The sequence below is a fragment of the Rickettsia endosymbiont of Thecocarcelia acutangulata genome, assembly GCF_964263195.1.
GTDB classification, from domain to species: Bacteria; Pseudomonadota; Alphaproteobacteria; order Rickettsiales; family Rickettsiaceae; genus Rickettsia; species Rickettsia felis.
Window position 1 is genome coordinate 654816 of sequence record NZ_OZ181652.1, and the last position, 16430, is coordinate 671245.

Here is a 16430-nt window from a genome sequence, read left to right on the forward strand (position 1 = left end):
CTACTTTATTGGCGTTTGTATTGCCGTATTGCTGATTGCCGCTACTGTAATTATCAAAGCTTTTATTGTTGGTAGCACTTCCGATCCAACAGCTCCTGATACAGATTGCACGCCACCAACTATATTACCTGCTAAATGCATGATGCCGTCACCTCCAAGCTTAGTTAACCAAAAAGATAAAAATGGTACTAACATCTGCAGTGACGCTGCGATAGTTACTATCGTATCTATTTTTTTGTACATTGTAGACTGCTGCGTAACTCATGACTTGTCTTGACCCTTCAGCAAAATCGCTATAAGTTTCCATGATCATATTAAGGATTGTGTTTAACGCCGGCCATAGCTGCAGCGAGACAATAATTACTAGATATGTCATATATTTAGTAAATCCGCCGCTCATTAAAATCATCGGTACAACAAAGATGAATGCTCCATAGACAATGCATTTAAATACTACAAGCATTAATGGCAGATAAATACTTGCCATGTCACTTCCGATTAAGCTGCTACTTTCATGCTGCATACGTGCTCTTGCAACTGCATATGAACCGCTTCTGAAGTTTGATATTGCATTAATCATCATTTGCTGCTTTAACACATCTTCAGCACTACCGACCTCATAAGCTTTCTTAATGTTATTTTTGAAATAATGCTTCATGTGTAAACTTGCACCTAAATCAGGATTTCTTGGTATGCCTTTTTCGAGATATGTAAAATACGTTCCACTGTCATTTGCCTGATTGAAGCTTCTATTTGCAAATTTAACTAATATTCTTTCCTCTTCCTGCGGGAATAAATGTCTCTCAAGATATGCTACCGCTTCTTTGCAGGTCATCGATTCATATTGACGAGTTTTTGGTTCAAATAACTCGACCCTTCTAAAGCCCCCAGCATTATCTTTGACTAACTTCCAAATATTATCGGTTGCAAATAATTCTTCTTTAGTGAAGCTGTAGCCAATCATTGCAGGTAGCACTACGCATCTTTTAACAAACTGCTTCATATTATTGACGTTTACTGGATCTTTGATGCGTACATTTTTGACTTCCTGCTTTAATCTTTGCCCAAAAAGCAAACCATAATTAAAATAATCGAATTTTTGATTACTAAATGGTCTAAAAGCTTGCCCAAAGCCTCTTGTTATGATGTAGCCAAACTCCTATAGAATTCCAACAGGCACAGCAAAAGCAAGAGGTATATGATCTACTTTTGCGGTATCTTTGGAAATATGATCTTTAATAACCATATGAGTTGATGGAAGTAACAATCCGTTAACAATGATGCAAATACCAAGCACTCTATAAATATGAGACTTGAATTGCCCAAGATGCGTACTTCCTGCAAGCTGCACAGCATAAAAACATCCCATGCAAAACCACACGCCTTGTACTAAATATAGGTAAGCATCACTTTGATGAAACATTGCAATCGCTTGTAATGTGTTATACATCGCATCAATATAGCCGTATGTATGGATTGTTAAATTCATGACTGCCTCTTATCTCAATAATTAATCTGTGTTTATTTTTTCTTATTTATTATTCCGCTAATTTGCTATCTTGATCGTATTCTTCAAACTGAGTTTGAAAATAACTCTCATCTTGACGAAGTCGTGCTTTCATTTGGCCAATTAAATCATATCGCTTAAAAGCATCTGATTTGGCACGCAAAATGCTTCGCATAATTTCCCTTGTATTATTTGAAAATTGCTCAAATATCCCCGTATCAGATATCTGCACATATGATAATTCCTCTACTGCGTCCGAGGTTTTTTTAAGTAATTTAGCAAGATGTGAGGTCACAACGTCGTAGCATAAATGCGTTATGAAATCGTGACTCTTAACACTGATATTCTGACTAGACTTATAGATTGCAAGATCCATCTCTATTTTAGAGATCAGCGGCAAACTCGAGAGATCTATTAAATCCATTTCTTCTTCAGTAAGACCCGGATTTTCTTTGTCTTGCTCGATTTTTGTTGTAATTGATTCGATTAGTTTGGATAATTTGGAATGCAGCGTATCACTACTTGCAAAGGTTTTTTGCTGCTTACTTGGATTTAAGCAGTATTTTGTCTCATCACAAGCGTATAATGTAATCTGACCTGAGCTCTTGTTACTTACTCCCATATATTGCTCTATCAGTTCTTGCTCGGCAAGAGAGCTATATACTTTGGGCGGCAAACCTTTTTGGATAATGATTGTTCCGGATATACTCATCAGTAACTCTTTAAGCTCAGTAGTACCAGTTTGAGATGTTGTTTTGCTCAGAGCCTTCCAAACTAAATTAAAATTCTCGCCTAATTGGGTCTTAAGCTCCGGATTATTCTCTGCTGGGTCAGTATCGCTATCTTTTTTGGCTCTTTGTACTATTTCTGCAGAATCTTTAGAGTTGCCGCTTAAGTATAAATCTGCTTGACGCTTTGCCTCAGCAGATTTAGCAAGCTTATCCATTGTTCCGGTGATTGGCACCATCATACGCTCGCAATTTACATTTAATATGTCGCTAACATTGCGTCCTACTCCTTCCATCCATGTCATTAAATTCTCACATTGCGAACACATAGTCTTAACGAGCATTATACCGCCATATACTGAAGCATTCTGTGCCATTTGCTTCATACTCTCCATCATCTCCTTGCTACTGATATATGAGAATGCTCCCATTCTTAAGTCAAAATGAGCATTACAAGGAAGGCCTCCTAATTTGCAAGTGGGCGGAGTAAAAGCCCCTAGCGATACATCATCAATACCGGGCGTTTTTACAATCATAGAGCCGCCTACTAGATGCTCTCCCAATTGATCCTTAATTAGAGCCGCTCTACTATTATTTGATAATGTCCCTGATGGCATTACGCTTTTCATTAAGGTTTCAATGCCAGCCATAGCTGTAGTTGACTGCAGCAGTGCAAGAATCAGTAAAGCACGTAGTAAGATATTGGCTTTCCTTACTGTTTTACGTATTAGATTTATTTTGTATGAATTATTGCTAATCATGCTTAAACCTCACGCTACTATTTTCTTCTTGCTTTGCTGCACGCTGCGACTTTAGCTCTTGATCTTTTAATATTTCATGAGCAAGAAGCATTTTTTCTTCAAGCTCACTAAAAGATACCGCTCCTCTTGCTATCTCAAATCTAGTCTTGCCGTCTTTGGTTACCAAAATCAAACTAGGTACTGACTCTATTCCAAGCATATTTATTAGCTCCTGATTAAAATGTGTTTTAAAATATTGTGATTCTTGGGCATTAGTACTAAGTGCCTCTGTCTCTATTTTGTATTTTTGTGCAAACCCGTAAACAACAGGTGCTGCCTGCATGCTATAAGGACAATCACTACTAAATACAAAAAACAATTCTATATGGTGTGCAAGCTCAGCTATTTTTTCTTCTTTTGCCTTTTGCTCTTCTTGCTGATGGATTTTGCGACCATATAAATTTACTGGATTCTCTTTGTAATCTACTTCATTGGGATGTAAAAAATGTGCTAACCTATACGAATGATCTAATTGTAGTGCCATATTTAACATTTCTGATGTTTTCTTTTGATATGCATATACATGATCAAGATTTTTAGGATATCTAATCATCATATATTTTAAGTCATCTAACTCTTTGCTAAATGCCTCTACCTCTGCTCTTGCTTTGGCTCTTTCTTGCTCTTGTTTTTGTACTTTTTCTAATTCTTGCTGCATTTCTTCTTTGATTTTTTGTTGCTCACGTTCCTCGAACCATAACCAACCTCTATATCTTTGATGGAAGAATTCATTAGCTGTAGCAACGCTCGCTTGCGTGCAAATGAGAAAAACAACTACTAAACTCTTGATAATTCTGTATTTCATTGCTCTTCTCCTACTCTCCACCCGCTTGCATTGTTATCTTGATTTTGTGTGTTACCATCAAATTCCCTGATATCAGGTAAACTATTATTAATTCTCTCTTTTAAATCATCGCCTCCCGGCATTTTATATTTGCTAAAGAATTTTACCTTTAAATCCTCAATGAATTCCGTAAAATCAATCTCATCCCAGTTAATTCTTTCTATCTCTTCAAGCGTTAATCCCCTGCAATCCGGATTTTTCCCGCTTCCAAAATTAAGACCTAACTGCTTTCTTGCTTGCACTTGCACTACCTTATCAAGTAGATTGCCAAAGCAACAATAATGATGTTTTACAAGAGTTGTAACGCCGACCTTTTTATTGCTTTCCTTGCCTACATAAACACATAAATTATTTTTTCTCTTCTCTATAAGTAACTGCTCATTTTTACTGCATTTTGCACCAACATTACTTCCCCAACCTTTTACACTAGAAGTGCAGCAATTGGTATAGCTTGTAGCTTTTTTACTGCAATGATCACTACTGCCTTTAAAAAGACTAATATTTACCCCGTCCCCTGCTTTCATCTGACTTACGGCGTATAATTTAGAGATAGAATCCATCATCTCGCCATTAGTTAAAAACCTATGATCTACGCAGTTACCGTCTATACATGGAATCCCTTCGCAAATTATACCTTCTTGCCCTTCTTTCTCCTGAAGTCTTACTCTTGCTTTTGTGCTTTCTTTAACTATAGGTACCCATCTTTTGTAGGAATATTCCTCTTTCCTATTTACGCAATTACCAAGGCAGTCAGTAAGTAAACACTCTAAAGTCGACACGAAATAACAATGTGAATATTTGCCGCAATCATTTTTACTTGGATAATTACAAACCTTTTCTACGTTATACTCCCAGCAATCTCTGTATACTTCAAATCCGTCAATCCATCCGTACACCACTTGATATGCATTCTCGTTGTATATCGGTGCATGGATAATTTGATTTAAATCTTTCATCAGCAATTGCCATAGATGTAACAAAAAATCCCGCAAGAATAATAAAAAGTAATTGTTTGATCATTATGCTATATTTCATCATTATTTAATTCTTTAACCTGCAATGCTCATGCCAAACTTCACTCCACGCAGTACAAATCTTTTTCCAATCTCGGTACTGGTATTGCACATGGTATCTATCCCCCTGTATGTTATAAAGCCAGTAAGCTTCTTCATTAGGTATATGATTGATCCTGATATTTTCATTAATTTGTTCAAAATCTACTCCTAATTTTTGTACAATCATGCCCCTTACTTGCTGTCGCACCGCAATATTATCGGGCGAGGTGATATAGGCTACGACAAAAGTAGCAATACGAAGAGCACCACTAGGTCGCCATATTTCTTCCCCTGCTATATCAATAGTTCTATCTTGCCACTCTCCCCATTGCTTACCCTCCGACGTACATTTCATGCTAAGAGTACTCGAGCAAGAATATTGATTTCTTAATCTCTCACAAAAATGCTGGTCATAAATAGTATCCTTTTCCTTGCTATCTACTTCTTGCTTAAATTCCATAAAATACTTAGGATCTCTCTCGATATTTCCTTTAACTGTCTTGCAATCCACTCCTATATCTTTGAGATTTGCTATAATACTCCCTATCATCTTAGAGCTGCCTTTTGCTATTTTCTTCGCATCCTCTAAATGTGCTTGCATTCCGGGTTTACTTAAATCCACAAACATTTCATTGTGAAATGGGTCTTTTGCCATTTCCCTTCTTGCAATGCTATCTATTTCTAGTGCATCTAAGCTTTCTAGTTTTGCCCTCTCATGTGCGATCTTTCCTGAATCAGCTATAGGAGGCATCTTATTCTGACCAATTTGTTCAACGATTAGCCCTTTATCTTGCTCTACTGCTGCTTTAAACTCTTCTAGATTTGGCACGCTTCGCTCAAATAATGGATCAACTTTATTGATATTAGTCTCTAACTGCTCATCCAAATACTGAGCAAAAGCGGCATTCGTCAGTATTTGCAATGCGAGACATAACAGCATTAATACAGCAATAGTTTTTACTCTCATTGTGCTAGCCTCTGCTTTGCTTCTTCTTTTAAATCTCCACGAGTAGCAAATTCCTCTAGAGCGTATTTGATTGATACAGCTCCTTGTATAGAATCGTACTGAGTCACAGCACCTTCCGCATCAAATAAACTATCTACTTCTCTACTAAGTACTATCACTGGCACTTGCCCCGCTTTAAAAGCTTTAAATGCTTCATCATCAATCTCAAGACCGCCTATGTCATTACCCTCAACTATTTCTTGTACAAGCCTTAATAATTCCTTAAAACTGCCATTAGGTAGACCGTTAAACACTAAATGACCACCATAGCGTTGTGACTCCTTGTAATAGCTACGTAGTAAATTTAAACTCATAGAGCTGCTTACAAAAATTCTAAGTCTTGTGTTATCATCACCTAAAACTGTAGGTATATCTTCTACATCTAAGGTTTTGTCATTTTGAGCAGTTGCTGTATTTTTAGATACTTGCTCAAATTCTTGATATTTTTCCTTAAGACCTTTATTTAACGTGTTTTGTACTTGTACCTGGAGCTTTTTAGCGAATTCCATATCTTCCTTAGATACCTCCAAAACACTCCCTAAACTGGGCGTGTAATAAACCGATAAAATCATTAAAATTAGAGTGCACAACAATTTTTTTTCCTCCAAATTAAATAACCAAAATCTTGCCACTTATACGAATACTCACGAAAGCTACTATAGGCAGTATCAGTAAGACCAACGGGCCAGCAACCAATATCCTTACCACCGGTTGTAGCTCTTGGATTGACCATCTGTAACTTGTACTGGCTCTTTTTAATCTTCAGATTTTTAGACTTGCGGCATAACGGTCCATTTACCTTAGAACTACTTGTTGAAGTTACATCTGCAAAACCTAGTCTATGCTGCTTTGCAAGAACTCTTAAAGTCAGTAAACTACTAGACCCTACCCCGCCCTCATGATCCGCATTTGCTCCGCTAAAAGGATATAGATTGCCAAGACAACCTCCGCACCAAAACATTCTATCTATCGGTAATTTAAGAGTTGCAGCAGAGCAGTCCATACTGCATGCTGCTTGTGCTATGGGATTACCAAATAATATGCTTTCAGGGTTTAATAAACTCTGTAGTTTTGGATCGTTCCAAGTAACATCAAACTACGACATATAAGCAACATCAAAACTACCTTTTTCTAAGCACATGAAATCGGTGATTAACTCTAACCAGTAAATGAGCGGATAAGCGTAATAATGCACGTGATAAAGCTATCATGTCTATAGCTGCTATCTGCATAACTCCTATTAAAACTACTTATTTTCTTATTATCGCTACCAAGAGATACACCGCCTAAATTAGTCATGCAATATGGCGTCCTTGTCACATCTACTAAACGCACGGGCTCCCAAAAACCTATCGATATTCCAGGTGTTGGAATATTTGCTTTAGTGCACATACAAATAGGACTACTTGGATTCTTAGTATCTCTCTTTTTAGGAGCTATCCCCTTACCAATATTTATGCTTCCAATAGAAATAGGTAATATGCAAGACCAACATATATCCGTTATGGGATTGACAAATCGCCCCTGACATGTAATATTTGCAGATACTGAAAAAGGCATGCAAATTGCCATTATCAGTATGATGATCTTTTGTGTTATCATCCGATTCTCTGCGTAGCCGCCAAGCATCGTGCAGAGAATCGAACTTCTCGTATTATACTTCATTTTTATTTTAAACTATTGCTCTTTCAGTTGTATTTGTCGGTTAATCATTATGGTTACTAAATATTTTACCACGTGCTTGAAATACTGCGTATTGATCTTATTATGCTCAATTAATACTAATTGCTATGCTAACTTTGACCTTAGTGGCACAATCAAATCTACTCTCATCGCACTTTGGTTATAGTGTATAATACTTTGGAGTATTATGTGCTTTATAGCTGAATCTATACGCAGCTCTGCTACGAAACATCACTACAACATTATTATCCCTACTTTATTTTCTACAGTTGGCAGCATTGTTTTCTTGCTCTATATCTTTATAATTATTTAAAAATTGCAGATTAATATATTTTGCTAATCTCAAAATAAGATCAAAACGAGTAGAATATATCCTACAAACACCACCTACTTCTTTAACTAAAAAATCTCCACTGGGCAGAATAAAATTTCTATTCTTATATAAATAATATTCTCCAATTCTTGCGTTTAGCTTAAAGCCTAATGCATATAAATTACTGGTGAGATCATCTAGGCTATCTCCAAATATCACAGGATTATTCTGCCCCACATTTGCCACTTCCGACTTCGTCTTCCTGAAATACCCTAAGACCTTTTCCCCGCCATAATCAAATAGACTTGCAACTAGCATATAGAATCCAAAACCTAGCATGATAATAATAAATAGAATTATTACATCACGTGCATTAGGCAACAGAAGCATGGATAAACTTATGATTAGTGCATTTGTTATCATCTTATCTAATGCCCATACTCGCCAAAAATATTTTTTCACGCTACTGCTAGCCTTTTGTGAATGGTTAACCACCTTATTTGAATTCTCTTTGTTTCCCATAATGCCCTCTTGGATCTTGTACTTTTGTATTTTACTTTATAATAGTCATAAAGGATATTGGTCAACAGGTAGTTGACCAATATCAATTATAGACATAAGTGGTTAATTGGTCAGGCATTGCCTGACCAATTTTAGACTCTTTATTTTTCAGATATCTTTTATTACTTTTTACTATTTAGTTTTAGAACGCCTCTTAATCTCCTTAATTTCACGCATCAGTTCTATTTCTAGCTCCTCTTCACTCGGCAAATGGAATTGATACTTACTTGCAAAAATTTGTTTAGCCTTATCACCCAATGTATATTTTACCATTGCATCACTCTTTTCAGTACAAAGCACTAGTCCAATAGTCGGATTATCTCCTTCAGAAATTACTTCTTGATCAAAATAGTTTACATACAATAACATTTGCCCTAGATCACCATGCGTTAATTTTTGCGTCTTAAGATCAATAATTACATAACATTTTAGAATCACATGATAAAACACTAAATCAGCATAAAAATGATTGCCATCTAATGTTAATCGCTTCGCCGTCCAATAAATGCAAATCCTTTGCCAAGCTCAAGTAAAAAATGCTGTAAATTATTAATTAATGCTTCTTCTAACTTTGATTCCACTAATTGATGAGTTTCCGGTAAACCTAAAAACTCTAATATTAACGGCTCTTTTATGGTATCTTCAAATTTTTGAATTTCCTGACCTTTGCGGCTTAACTATAATAATCCCTGTTTATCCTTACTCTTTAAAAGTCTATCAAATAATAAACTATTCACCTGTCTTTCCAGTTCGCGACCTGACCAATTATTGTTGATTGCTTCTATCTCATAAAACTGACGTGCTTCTTGTCTTTTTACTCTCATCAATACTCTATAATGAATCCATCCAAGCTTAAAATCAAATTCACCACGCACTGCGTGGTGAATTTGCATATTACTTGAATATACTAAGTAGAACTGCCTAATATCGCGCAATGTACTGATACTGAAACCACGCCCGTATTTTCCTGTAAGTCGTTTTGAAAGTTCTGTTAATAAAAGACTTCCATATTCAGCACGTTTCTGCCCCTGCTGTTCTTCTTCTACAATATCTCTACCAATATTAAAGTAAGCTTTAACCATTTCTGAATCTACTACTCTACGTACGAATTCACGTGCATAGTCAATATGACTAACAGCTTTTTGGTATAACTCTTCTATCTTTTGTTCTTCCTGCCTAGAATTTAATTCCCTTTTAACTTGTTGTATTCCTATATCTTTTACTACCATAATTATCGATCCTATATACTTTAAGCCATTATACAGTTTTTAAATCTTTATTTCTTGTATTTTCAATCTTTTTCCTTCTTGTACCACTATTGCCGGTACTTGCTCTATACCAAATTTATTCGTTAACTCCCCTGCCTGATCAAAATATAATGTTCTGCCTATATCTTCTTGTAACTCTAAGATTTTTCCGCCTACAAGAATTATCCGAATTTCTAAACTATTGTTTTCGGTGTTATTCTTCTCTTTATTTTTTTGCTCTGCACCATCTAATCGTGCTTTAAGCCACTCTACTTGCTCCTGACTTCTTCCATCAATGAATATTAGCTCACGATCAAATACCATGTGATCTAGCGGATTCACTTTTGTACCTGCCTTATGTAATATCTTGCCGTCAGGTAGTTTAATATCCTTTGTTAATGTAAAACTTGGATCATACCAAAACTCCCTTGGCTCACCTGTAGCTCTTAATCCCACAACAGGTGCTGGTTCTAATACCTGACGTCTTGCTGCTTGTAGCATCTCTTCTTGATGTTGCTGCAAATCAAGAGCCTCTAGACGACTCTTGAGCATAGCAACAAACCCTTCCTATACTACCTCGTATGTTGCACCTTGCTTCCCAAAATCCATAGCATGGGCATCAATAATAAATATTACTTTACAAATTATGAGTATTTTTAATGTTAATTTCATCACTATATACTACTACTCTGTGCCATTTAATTGCTGTATTACTTTTTCATATACTATTTTACTAATAGATTTAGTGTTTCTGCCTTCTACATAATTATCCCCTACAAATATCACACGTTGATATTTATCCTCGTAATTAATAGCTTCTCTTCTAATTAAACTGATTGCCTTATTAATCTCTCCAAAAAACATCCTGCCCGCAGGGTCTTGGTGCTGCTCAAGTCTTGCTTTTTCTAAATCCATTATCTCACTGCGTGATACATATAATATTTGCATTTTATCTTGGTAATTAGAAAGCATTTGAGAGCCAAGATGTCCACAACAACATCCTATTAAGAATATTAACAATACTATAGATATCATTGTTACATTCACTTGATGCTTATTGACTTTAATATTATTTAACACTTCCACCTGAAGTGATGTCTTAGACTCATTATTTGATATCTGATTCTGACTCATGTTAGAATTATCTCCTCTCTACCGCTTTTTGGCTCTATACTTTTATGAACCACCTTAAATGCCGGTAGTTTCTTGCCTTTTCTTTTGATAAGCTCCCTAATTGCCGTATCCTTATCTATGCCATTATTCTTGCATTGATGCAAAAAGCCATAATCCTCACTCTCCGTCGAATACAAGCACTCACTATACGGATCTACCACTAACCGCCCTACAACACGTAAGTTACTGCCCATAATCATAATTTCAGAATATTTATTCTCCGGATCTTTGGTAATAGTCTCTATTAATGATACGCAGTTCTTGAACTTCTCAGAATGCCTCATCTGACCAATCCCAGCTGGCTCTTGACGCAGCACTGCCGTCCAGCTACTATTATTTAAAATGGCCTGATGCTTCGGACCGTTATTTAAATCTTTGTACTCTTGTACGCAGGTGATTAAACTCCCACCGTATTTTCTGACAGTTCTTGCAAATGCTTCTAAAAAACCTACACTATGGTCAATAATTCTCCATGCCTCATCAACAATTAATACAAATCTCTTACTTCTATCCCCACATAAAAATTGCATCGTGATTTGCATTAATATTATACCCAAAATGACCGATAAGAACACCTCATCACCTTTAACTTCTTCAAATTCAAATACAGTTAAAGGTGAATTGAATTTAGCATTCTTGCCTTGCCTGAAATACCTACCATGCACCCCGTTTGATGTATATGGATATAGAGATATTGCAAGATCTCTTCCCATACCATTTTCCATCCCTTCTAAAACACCCGCATATTTATCTAAGTTTAATGTGTCGCCGTATTGCTTTATTCCTTCATTTAATCCCTTTTCAATGATAGCTTCTTTTGTGTTATCTCCGCTCACACCGCACATTGTAGCTATAGTAGTTTTTGCGTAAATAATTGCATCCTTGGTAACAAAATGCTCTCCAATTTTTAAAACCTCAATAGTCTCATTCTCGGCAACCTCTTTTGTATTATTATTTTCTGAAAATAATATTTCTAATCCTTCAGTGGTAAGACCTGTACGATGCATAATCTCTTCTTTGCTTCTACCTTCTCGCTTTAGCTTCTGAGCTTCTAAATAAACAGCTCCGCTACCTATAATTCCGTGAAACGGATTAAGTGATAGATCATTTAATGCATTAAATCTTAAGAACTCTCTATTATTCAAGCCTTCCACAATATTTTGATAAGACGAGCCAATATCTAGCACAAATACTTGTACATTTTGAGACACTAAACTAGTAGCAAGTTCCTGCAAGAAAAATGACTTACCACTACCTGATGGTACCATCACGCACACATTATAGTTACCAGCTCCTCCCACCCTATAAAATGGATTCCAGTTAAACATCTCACCTTTGCGACCAAGTAATAATACGCCGCTTTTATTAATACCTTTCCATTCACCATGAATAGGTAATTTAGCAACTACCTCACTTGCAGGAACGTTTTTTACTAGTTGAAAGAATTTTAAAGATTTCCAAAAAGCTGCTTGCTGCATTGGCAGTATTGATAACAAACCAACAAGATGCAACTTATCATTTCGTGCTAATTGAAAATCTAAACTATTATAATGGCTAAGCAGTTTCTCTTCTGCTATTTCCATAGCATTTTTTGTAGTTGTAATAAATACTTGCAAATTCTCAGTTAAAAATTTTTCACCATTCTTATTGCGATCAATTAAGATTTTCCACCACTTCGCTTCATTCTGCAAACTAATGTCATGTCTTGTGTACCATTTCTCCTATGCGTGAATACTACGCAGACCTTCTGCAATTATTTTTCCCTCATCTACCTTGCTTGTGTTATTAGCTATGGTGTAACTTATTATTAATCTTGCAGGGAAGCCCCCTTCAAGATCAGGTCCAAGAAGTGACACCATATCGTTAATCCCAAAACTCTCAGGTAATTTCTTGAGATAATATCCTCTAGTAACTAAATCAGTTTTTAAATGCTTGATCTCTTCTTCAGTAATATTTGCCTCATGCAGCCCCTCAAATATCTGATCCGATATACGCTCAAGTAAATTATGCTTATTAGAATTAATTTTTGTATGACTGCTATTTTCTGCCTTGCTACTTTTCCTGTCCACTTCTCCTTGCAGTAATAAAGGAGTAAGCTGCATATTAACCAAGTCATTAACAAGATATTGCAAATCAGCAACATCGCAGCTACGAGTATTTAGCTTAATTGATGCAAATTTCTTAAGCAGCTTTTCTTTGAACTTAACAAGTAACTCTAATTTAGAGTTATTGCCATCAACACCTTTCATAGTGCAGCTAACATAAGTTTTCCAATCTCTGCCTATACGTCCATCACTATTACCGATATCTCTAGCTCTCTCTCTTAAAAAAAGCCTCACGATATTTTGTAATTCTATCTAACATAGGATCATTATGAGCTGTTCTTTCGCTACTCCATAAACTTAACTTATCTTCAATATTATTACTGCCTACTACTAAAAACTGCATGTAAATCCCTTCAGGAATTTCATTATTGAAGAAAAGATTTAAGTTCTTCTCAAGTAGCTCATTACTACCTACTCTCATTGAAATTTCTGTCAGAAAACCAGCAATACCGTCATCATTAAAAAATATACCAATACCAGGTACATAGCTTTTATAGGGCAGATAATCTTTTAGTGGCACTGCTCCTAAAAAATTATTCTCAAGGTGCTCGTTTAAACGTTTTGTTGAAGTTTCCTTCATCTCGCTTGACGCAAACCCGCAATAATCTTCTACTTTCTCTATTAATCTTCCAAACACCATTTTATCTTAAATCCTCTAACTTCAATTCCGGCTTCATATCATCTTGATTCTGCGTATAGCATTTACCGCCCTTGCATCTCTTCTTTTTATTTGCGACGCTTTCAATCCTGCCACTATCTATTTGTGCGTTTACGATGCTTACTGGCGTGCAATTAAGCCCCCTTGCGTCAGGACAACCAAAATGACTACTATATGTAGAGCAGCCGCTCATACTTACAGCAATCAAAAACATTGACCACAGCCTTTTGTTCTGCACTAGTTTCTTAATATTCATCATACTCCTCCGCCTGTACTTGCTTATTAATCTTGCGGGCCTTGGCAATTTTTTGTTGCATGCCAACTTCGCCTAAGAAAAAGCCTTTAGTAAATATCACATCCACCTTAACTCCGCCCGGCACGGTAAGTACCGGCGACATCTGCTCAGCAAGTCTTAAATAATAATCAGCTATCTTCTCACCCGCATTACTGCCACCGCTTAAAAGTCCTTGACCTGCTAAATCCTTAAATCCTTGGCGTTTTGTATTAACTGCTCCAAGTGATGTTAGAGTTAAACCTTCCACTCCTTTACTGCTGGAGGCAAGACCGCTTAACATCGAGCCGATAAATGCATTTTTAATATGTCTATTACTTGTGGCAATGACTTTGCCCTTAATACCGTTCATACCATCATCACCATGCACTACACCTATAACGTCACTAGTGGTCACTAACTCCGTTTTAGGATCAATACAGATTAATTTCTCAGCTCTAATAATAATTCTCTCACTAGAGAGATCCCCGTAGCTGCTGCCTTGAATTCTGCATTTACTAATATCTACATTAATGTTCTTTGGTAAATTGCCTCTGTTACTGAGCCTTGTGCTGCACTTTTTAATTCATCTTGAGCAAATTTTAGCTGCTCAGCCATTTTTTGCAGCTCCTGCTCTCGATGCTTACGCTCCTCATCTTCCTTAGCACGCAGATCACGCATTAAACTTTCTACTTTCTCTTGTAACTCATGCTGACTACTCCTTAGTTTATCCTCAAAGTGGTTTTGCCATATTTTGTTGCCATCCATCGCCTCGTACGAGGTGTCAATATTACGCCCTTCATCTGCTCTTTTTTCCTCATGCTTAATCTGACTAGTGCTGCCGACTTGTAACTTCATCGCGGCACCAAGCACACCTAAAATTAGCAAACATACATATAACCATCTTCTCTCTTGTGCTCTGCGGTATGTGCTAACACTTGTGTTTTCTGTGGACTCACTTTCAGATGATGTTAAATTGGTTCTTTTATCTCTGATATTTTTAAATATTTCTTTTAAATTAATCACGTTCCACCTCCTTCAAGGCTATCCATACACAACAATTACGATTAGGACGTAATATGCTGTAATTCTTTCTAATCATTGCATACTCACCTTCAAATATATCTGCTTTAACAGACAATCAGTAAGTGATATATCTTTACCTGTTTTAAAAACACCTGATGAAATGTTAGTAATAGTGAGCTTTGCACCTACATAAGGACCATATCTATATGACATATCTTGTCTTATTTTTAGTCCCTGCAACTCTAATTTATGAATATATCTCTTATTTGTATCTACAATGTATTTATCAGGTTTATTTGAATGCATATATCGCATTAATCTTGCTATTTCCTGATTATCTGTATCTTTTGATGAATGACAGCTTTGCTTCTCTTCTATAAAAATTACCTGTCCTTTGCTGCCTGCTACTCTTAAACTAAGATCAATTGTGCGACCTCCTGCCTCAATTACTGACATCTCTATATCTTCACCAATTGCTGCAAGAGGCGTGATAAATAAGTTCTTACCTACAGCATCTTGTATTATCTTGTATTTTGTGCTATCGCCTATTACTTCAATAATAGATTTTCCTGAAAACCATATTCTGTTTAAATGATCTTTGCTGATTACCGCCTTAATGCTGCTGCCTTGCTTATAGCAATATGTTTGCTCTGCTAATGCAGCACCTGTTGTTAAAATAATAAAGGTAATGCTAAGTATTAACGATCTAACTCTACTAATCATGATGCATACCTCTCTTATTCACTGCTTTTTCTATCTTCTGCATATTTTCCTCTTCCTCTTTTAGTAGTGTCTCTTTTTTCTTCAGCTCTTCTTCGCTTGCAATATGATAAAACTCCTTTAATCTAAGAGTGCTTCCGGCTAAATCATAACTTAAAAAATATGAAGTCTCTTTAATATCAATTCCGTGATCCCCAAACTTCGTAGTTAGCACTCCTTTAGCAATCACGCTATTATCTGATGAATTGATCTCCAAAGATTTAACAGCAAAATATGTAGATAAGCCAAACTGCTTATACTGCTCCTTAACATGCGAAAAATACTGTCTGATCTCTTTCATATATTTAGTACTGCTATGGCTTATATATTTGCTTATTAATGCCTCCTTATAACCTACTACATCTTTATTTAAATCAAGCAGCATCGATAAATACATTAAACTTACCTCTTCTATATACCCTTCTGATACCTTCCCTTGTCCAAGAAAAACTCTTGAACCAAACCATCGCCAGTATAAATTCTTTTGAATATTGCCAAGCCTATACTCCTTCATCAGAAAACTACCCATAACTGCACCAACAACGCTTGCAGCTACGCCAAAAAGTAAGTTCTTTAAAGCCCAAACAGTAATACCTGTCGTACAACTACCAAGAATTACCCCAATCGATATATTGAAAAATCGTGTCTCTTTGTTTAAACATTCATTGAATCTTACTTTTGTCATAGCTTACTT

General features: G+C 36.2%; 19 protein-coding genes and 3 pseudogenes. All 22 read right to left on the reverse strand.

Going from position 1 to position 16430, the window contains the following annotated elements:
- Nucleotides 1–195: a hypothetical protein gene (locus ACE38Q_RS03540; RefSeq protein ID WP_500190122.1), complete on the reverse strand. Its 195-nt coding sequence runs from the start codon at nt 193–195 to the stop codon at nt 1–3.
- Nucleotides 161–1489: pseudogene (locus ACE38Q_RS03545) on the reverse strand (conjugal transfer protein TraG N-terminal domain-containing protein). Before ACE38Q_RS03545 ends, ACE38Q_RS03540 begins: the two are co-directional and overlap by 35 nt.
- Before the next feature lie 49 nt (nt 1490–1538).
- Complete coding sequence (locus tag ACE38Q_RS03550; RefSeq protein ID WP_500190123.1) at nt 1539–2996, reverse strand: conjugal transfer protein TraH; 1458 nt, start codon at nt 2994–2996, stop codon at nt 1539–1541.
- A complete protein-coding gene (traF, locus tag ACE38Q_RS03555) occupies nt 2989–3840 on the reverse strand; it encodes a conjugal transfer protein TraF (protein ID WP_500190124.1) in 852 nt (283 codons plus the stop codon). The genes ACE38Q_RS03550 and traF overlap by 8 nt, the downstream gene beginning before the upstream one ends.
- The gene (traN, locus tag ACE38Q_RS03560; protein WP_500190125.1) at nt 3837–4835 is read right to left on the reverse strand and encodes a conjugal transfer protein TraN; all 999 of its coding nucleotides are present in this window, start codon (nt 4833–4835) and stop codon (nt 3837–3839) included. The genes traF and traN overlap by 4 nt, the downstream gene beginning before the upstream one ends.
- An 85-nt stretch (nt 4836–4920) precedes the next feature.
- The gene (locus ACE38Q_RS03565; RefSeq protein ID WP_500190126.1) at nt 4921–5901 is read right to left on the reverse strand and encodes a hypothetical protein; all 981 of its coding nucleotides are present in this window, start codon (nt 5899–5901) and stop codon (nt 4921–4923) included.
- Nucleotides 5898–6449, reverse strand: a complete 552-nt coding sequence (gene trbC / locus ACE38Q_RS03570; RefSeq protein ID WP_500190127.1) for a type-F conjugative transfer system pilin assembly protein TrbC — start codon at nt 6447–6449, stop codon at nt 5898–5900. Before trbC ends, ACE38Q_RS03565 begins: the two co-directional genes overlap by 4 nt.
- A 68-nt stretch (nt 6450–6517) precedes the next feature.
- Nucleotides 6518–7081, reverse strand: a pseudogene (locus ACE38Q_RS03575) (TraU family protein).
- Nucleotides 7082–7098: 17 nt separating this feature from the next.
- Nucleotides 7099–7605, reverse strand: a complete 507-nt coding sequence (locus tag ACE38Q_RS03580) for a TraU family protein (protein WP_500190128.1) — start codon at nt 7603–7605, stop codon at nt 7099–7101.
- Nucleotides 7606–7879: 274 nt separating this feature from the next.
- Nucleotides 7880–8458 carry a hypothetical protein gene (locus tag ACE38Q_RS03585; protein WP_500190129.1) on the reverse strand — a complete coding sequence of 193 codons (579 nt, stop codon included), beginning with the start codon at nt 8456–8458 and terminating at the stop codon, nt 7880–7882.
- 171 nt (nt 8459–8629) lie between these two features.
- A pseudogene (locus ACE38Q_RS03590) lies at nt 8630–9078 on the reverse strand (PDDEXK nuclease domain-containing protein).
- Between the two features lie 96 nt (nt 9079–9174).
- Nucleotides 9175–9726: a DUF1016 N-terminal domain-containing protein gene (locus tag ACE38Q_RS03595; RefSeq protein ID WP_500190130.1), complete on the reverse strand. Its 552-nt coding sequence runs from the start codon at nt 9724–9726 to the stop codon at nt 9175–9177.
- 39 nt (nt 9727–9765) lie between these two features.
- Nucleotides 9766–10296, reverse strand: a complete 531-nt coding sequence (locus ACE38Q_RS03600; protein ID WP_500190131.1) for a conjugal transfer protein TraW — start codon at nt 10294–10296, stop codon at nt 9766–9768.
- A 132-nt stretch (nt 10297–10428) separates the two neighbouring features.
- A complete protein-coding gene (locus tag ACE38Q_RS03605; RefSeq protein WP_500190132.1) occupies nt 10429–10878 on the reverse strand; it encodes a hypothetical protein in 450 nt (149 codons plus the stop codon).
- On the reverse strand, nt 10875–12608 hold the full coding sequence (locus tag ACE38Q_RS03610; protein ID WP_500190133.1) for a TraG/VirB4 family ATPase: 1734 nt from the start codon (nt 12606–12608) through the stop codon (nt 10875–10877). The genes ACE38Q_RS03605 and ACE38Q_RS03610 overlap by 4 nt, the downstream gene beginning before the upstream one ends.
- A gap of 30 nt (nt 12609–12638) precedes the next feature.
- Nucleotides 12639–13256 carry a hypothetical protein gene (locus tag ACE38Q_RS03615; RefSeq protein ID WP_500190134.1) on the reverse strand — a complete coding sequence of 206 codons (618 nt, stop codon included), beginning with the start codon at nt 13254–13256 and terminating at the stop codon, nt 12639–12641.
- Entirely contained in the window at nt 13228–13662 is a 435-nt protein-coding gene (locus tag ACE38Q_RS03620) for a TraC family protein (protein ID WP_500190135.1), read from the reverse strand. The genes ACE38Q_RS03615 and ACE38Q_RS03620 overlap by 29 nt, the downstream gene beginning before the upstream one ends.
- 1 nt (nt 13663) lies before the next feature.
- On the reverse strand, nt 13664–13939 hold the full coding sequence (locus tag ACE38Q_RS03625; RefSeq protein ID WP_500190136.1) for a hypothetical protein: 276 nt from the start codon (nt 13937–13939) through the stop codon (nt 13664–13666).
- Entirely contained in the window at nt 13926–14537 is a 612-nt protein-coding gene (locus ACE38Q_RS03630) for a TraB/VirB10 family protein (protein WP_500191251.1), read from the reverse strand. The genes ACE38Q_RS03625 and ACE38Q_RS03630 overlap by 14 nt, the downstream gene beginning before the upstream one ends.
- Nucleotides 14477–14977: a hypothetical protein gene (locus ACE38Q_RS03635; RefSeq protein ID WP_500190137.1), complete on the reverse strand. Its 501-nt coding sequence runs from the start codon at nt 14975–14977 to the stop codon at nt 14477–14479. Before ACE38Q_RS03635 ends, ACE38Q_RS03630 begins: the two co-directional genes overlap by 61 nt.
- Before the next feature lie 72 nt (nt 14978–15049).
- Nucleotides 15050–15700, reverse strand: coding sequence for a TraK domain-containing protein (locus ACE38Q_RS03640; RefSeq protein ID WP_500190138.1), 651 nt, complete (start codon nt 15698–15700; stop codon nt 15050–15052).
- Nucleotides 15693–16421, reverse strand: a complete 729-nt coding sequence (locus tag ACE38Q_RS03645; protein ID WP_500190139.1) for a TraE/TraK family type IV conjugative transfer system protein — start codon at nt 16419–16421, stop codon at nt 15693–15695. Before ACE38Q_RS03645 ends, ACE38Q_RS03640 begins: the two co-directional genes overlap by 8 nt.
- Nucleotides 16422–16430 lie beyond the last annotated feature (9 nt).

Coding starts and splice junctions, on each gene's coding strand:
- ACE38Q_RS03640 (WP_500190138.1), bottom strand. CDS start 15,700: ATGATTAGTAGAGTTAGATCGTTAATACTTAGCATTACCTTTATTATT.
- ACE38Q_RS03625 (WP_500190136.1), bottom strand. CDS start 13,939: ATGATGAATATTAAGAAACTAGTGCAGAACAAAAGGCTGTGGTCAATG.
- ACE38Q_RS03580 (WP_500190128.1), bottom strand. CDS start 7,605: ATGAAGTATAATACGAGAAGTTCGATTCTCTGCACGATGCTTGGCGGC.
- traN (WP_500190125.1), bottom strand. CDS start 4,835: ATGAAAGATTTAAATCAAATTATCCATGCACCGATATACAACGAGAAT.
- ACE38Q_RS03595 (WP_500190130.1), bottom strand. CDS start 9,726: ATGGTAGTAAAAGATATAGGAATACAACAAGTTAAAAGGGAATTAAAT.
- ACE38Q_RS03550 (WP_500190123.1), bottom strand. CDS start 2,996: ATGATTAGCAATAATTCATACAAAATAAATCTAATACGTAAAACAGTA.
- ACE38Q_RS03605 (WP_500190132.1), bottom strand. CDS start 10,878: ATGAGTCAGAATCAGATATCAAATAATGAGTCTAAGACATCACTTCAG.
- ACE38Q_RS03565 (WP_500190126.1), bottom strand. CDS start 5,901: ATGAGAGTAAAAACTATTGCTGTATTAATGCTGTTATGTCTCGCATTG.
- ACE38Q_RS03620 (WP_500190135.1), bottom strand. CDS start 13,662: ATGGTGTTTGGAAGATTAATAGAGAAAGTAGAAGATTATTGCGGGTTT.
- ACE38Q_RS03645 (WP_500190139.1), bottom strand. CDS start 16,421: ATGACAAAAGTAAGATTCAATGAATGTTTAAACAAAGAGACACGATTT.
- traF (WP_500190124.1), bottom strand. CDS start 3,840: ATGAAATACAGAATTATCAAGAGTTTAGTAGTTGTTTTTCTCATTTGC.
- trbC (WP_500190127.1), bottom strand. CDS start 6,449: ATGGAATTCGCTAAAAAGCTCCAGGTACAAGTACAAAACACGTTAAAT.
- ACE38Q_RS03585 (WP_500190129.1), bottom strand. CDS start 8,458: ATGGGAAACAAAGAGAATTCAAATAAGGTGGTTAACCATTCACAAAAG.
- ACE38Q_RS03540 (WP_500190122.1), bottom strand. CDS start 195: ATGTTAGTACCATTTTTATCTTTTTGGTTAACTAAGCTTGGAGGTGAC.
- ACE38Q_RS03600 (WP_500190131.1), bottom strand. CDS start 10,296: ATGCTCAAGAGTCGTCTAGAGGCTCTTGATTTGCAGCAACATCAAGAA.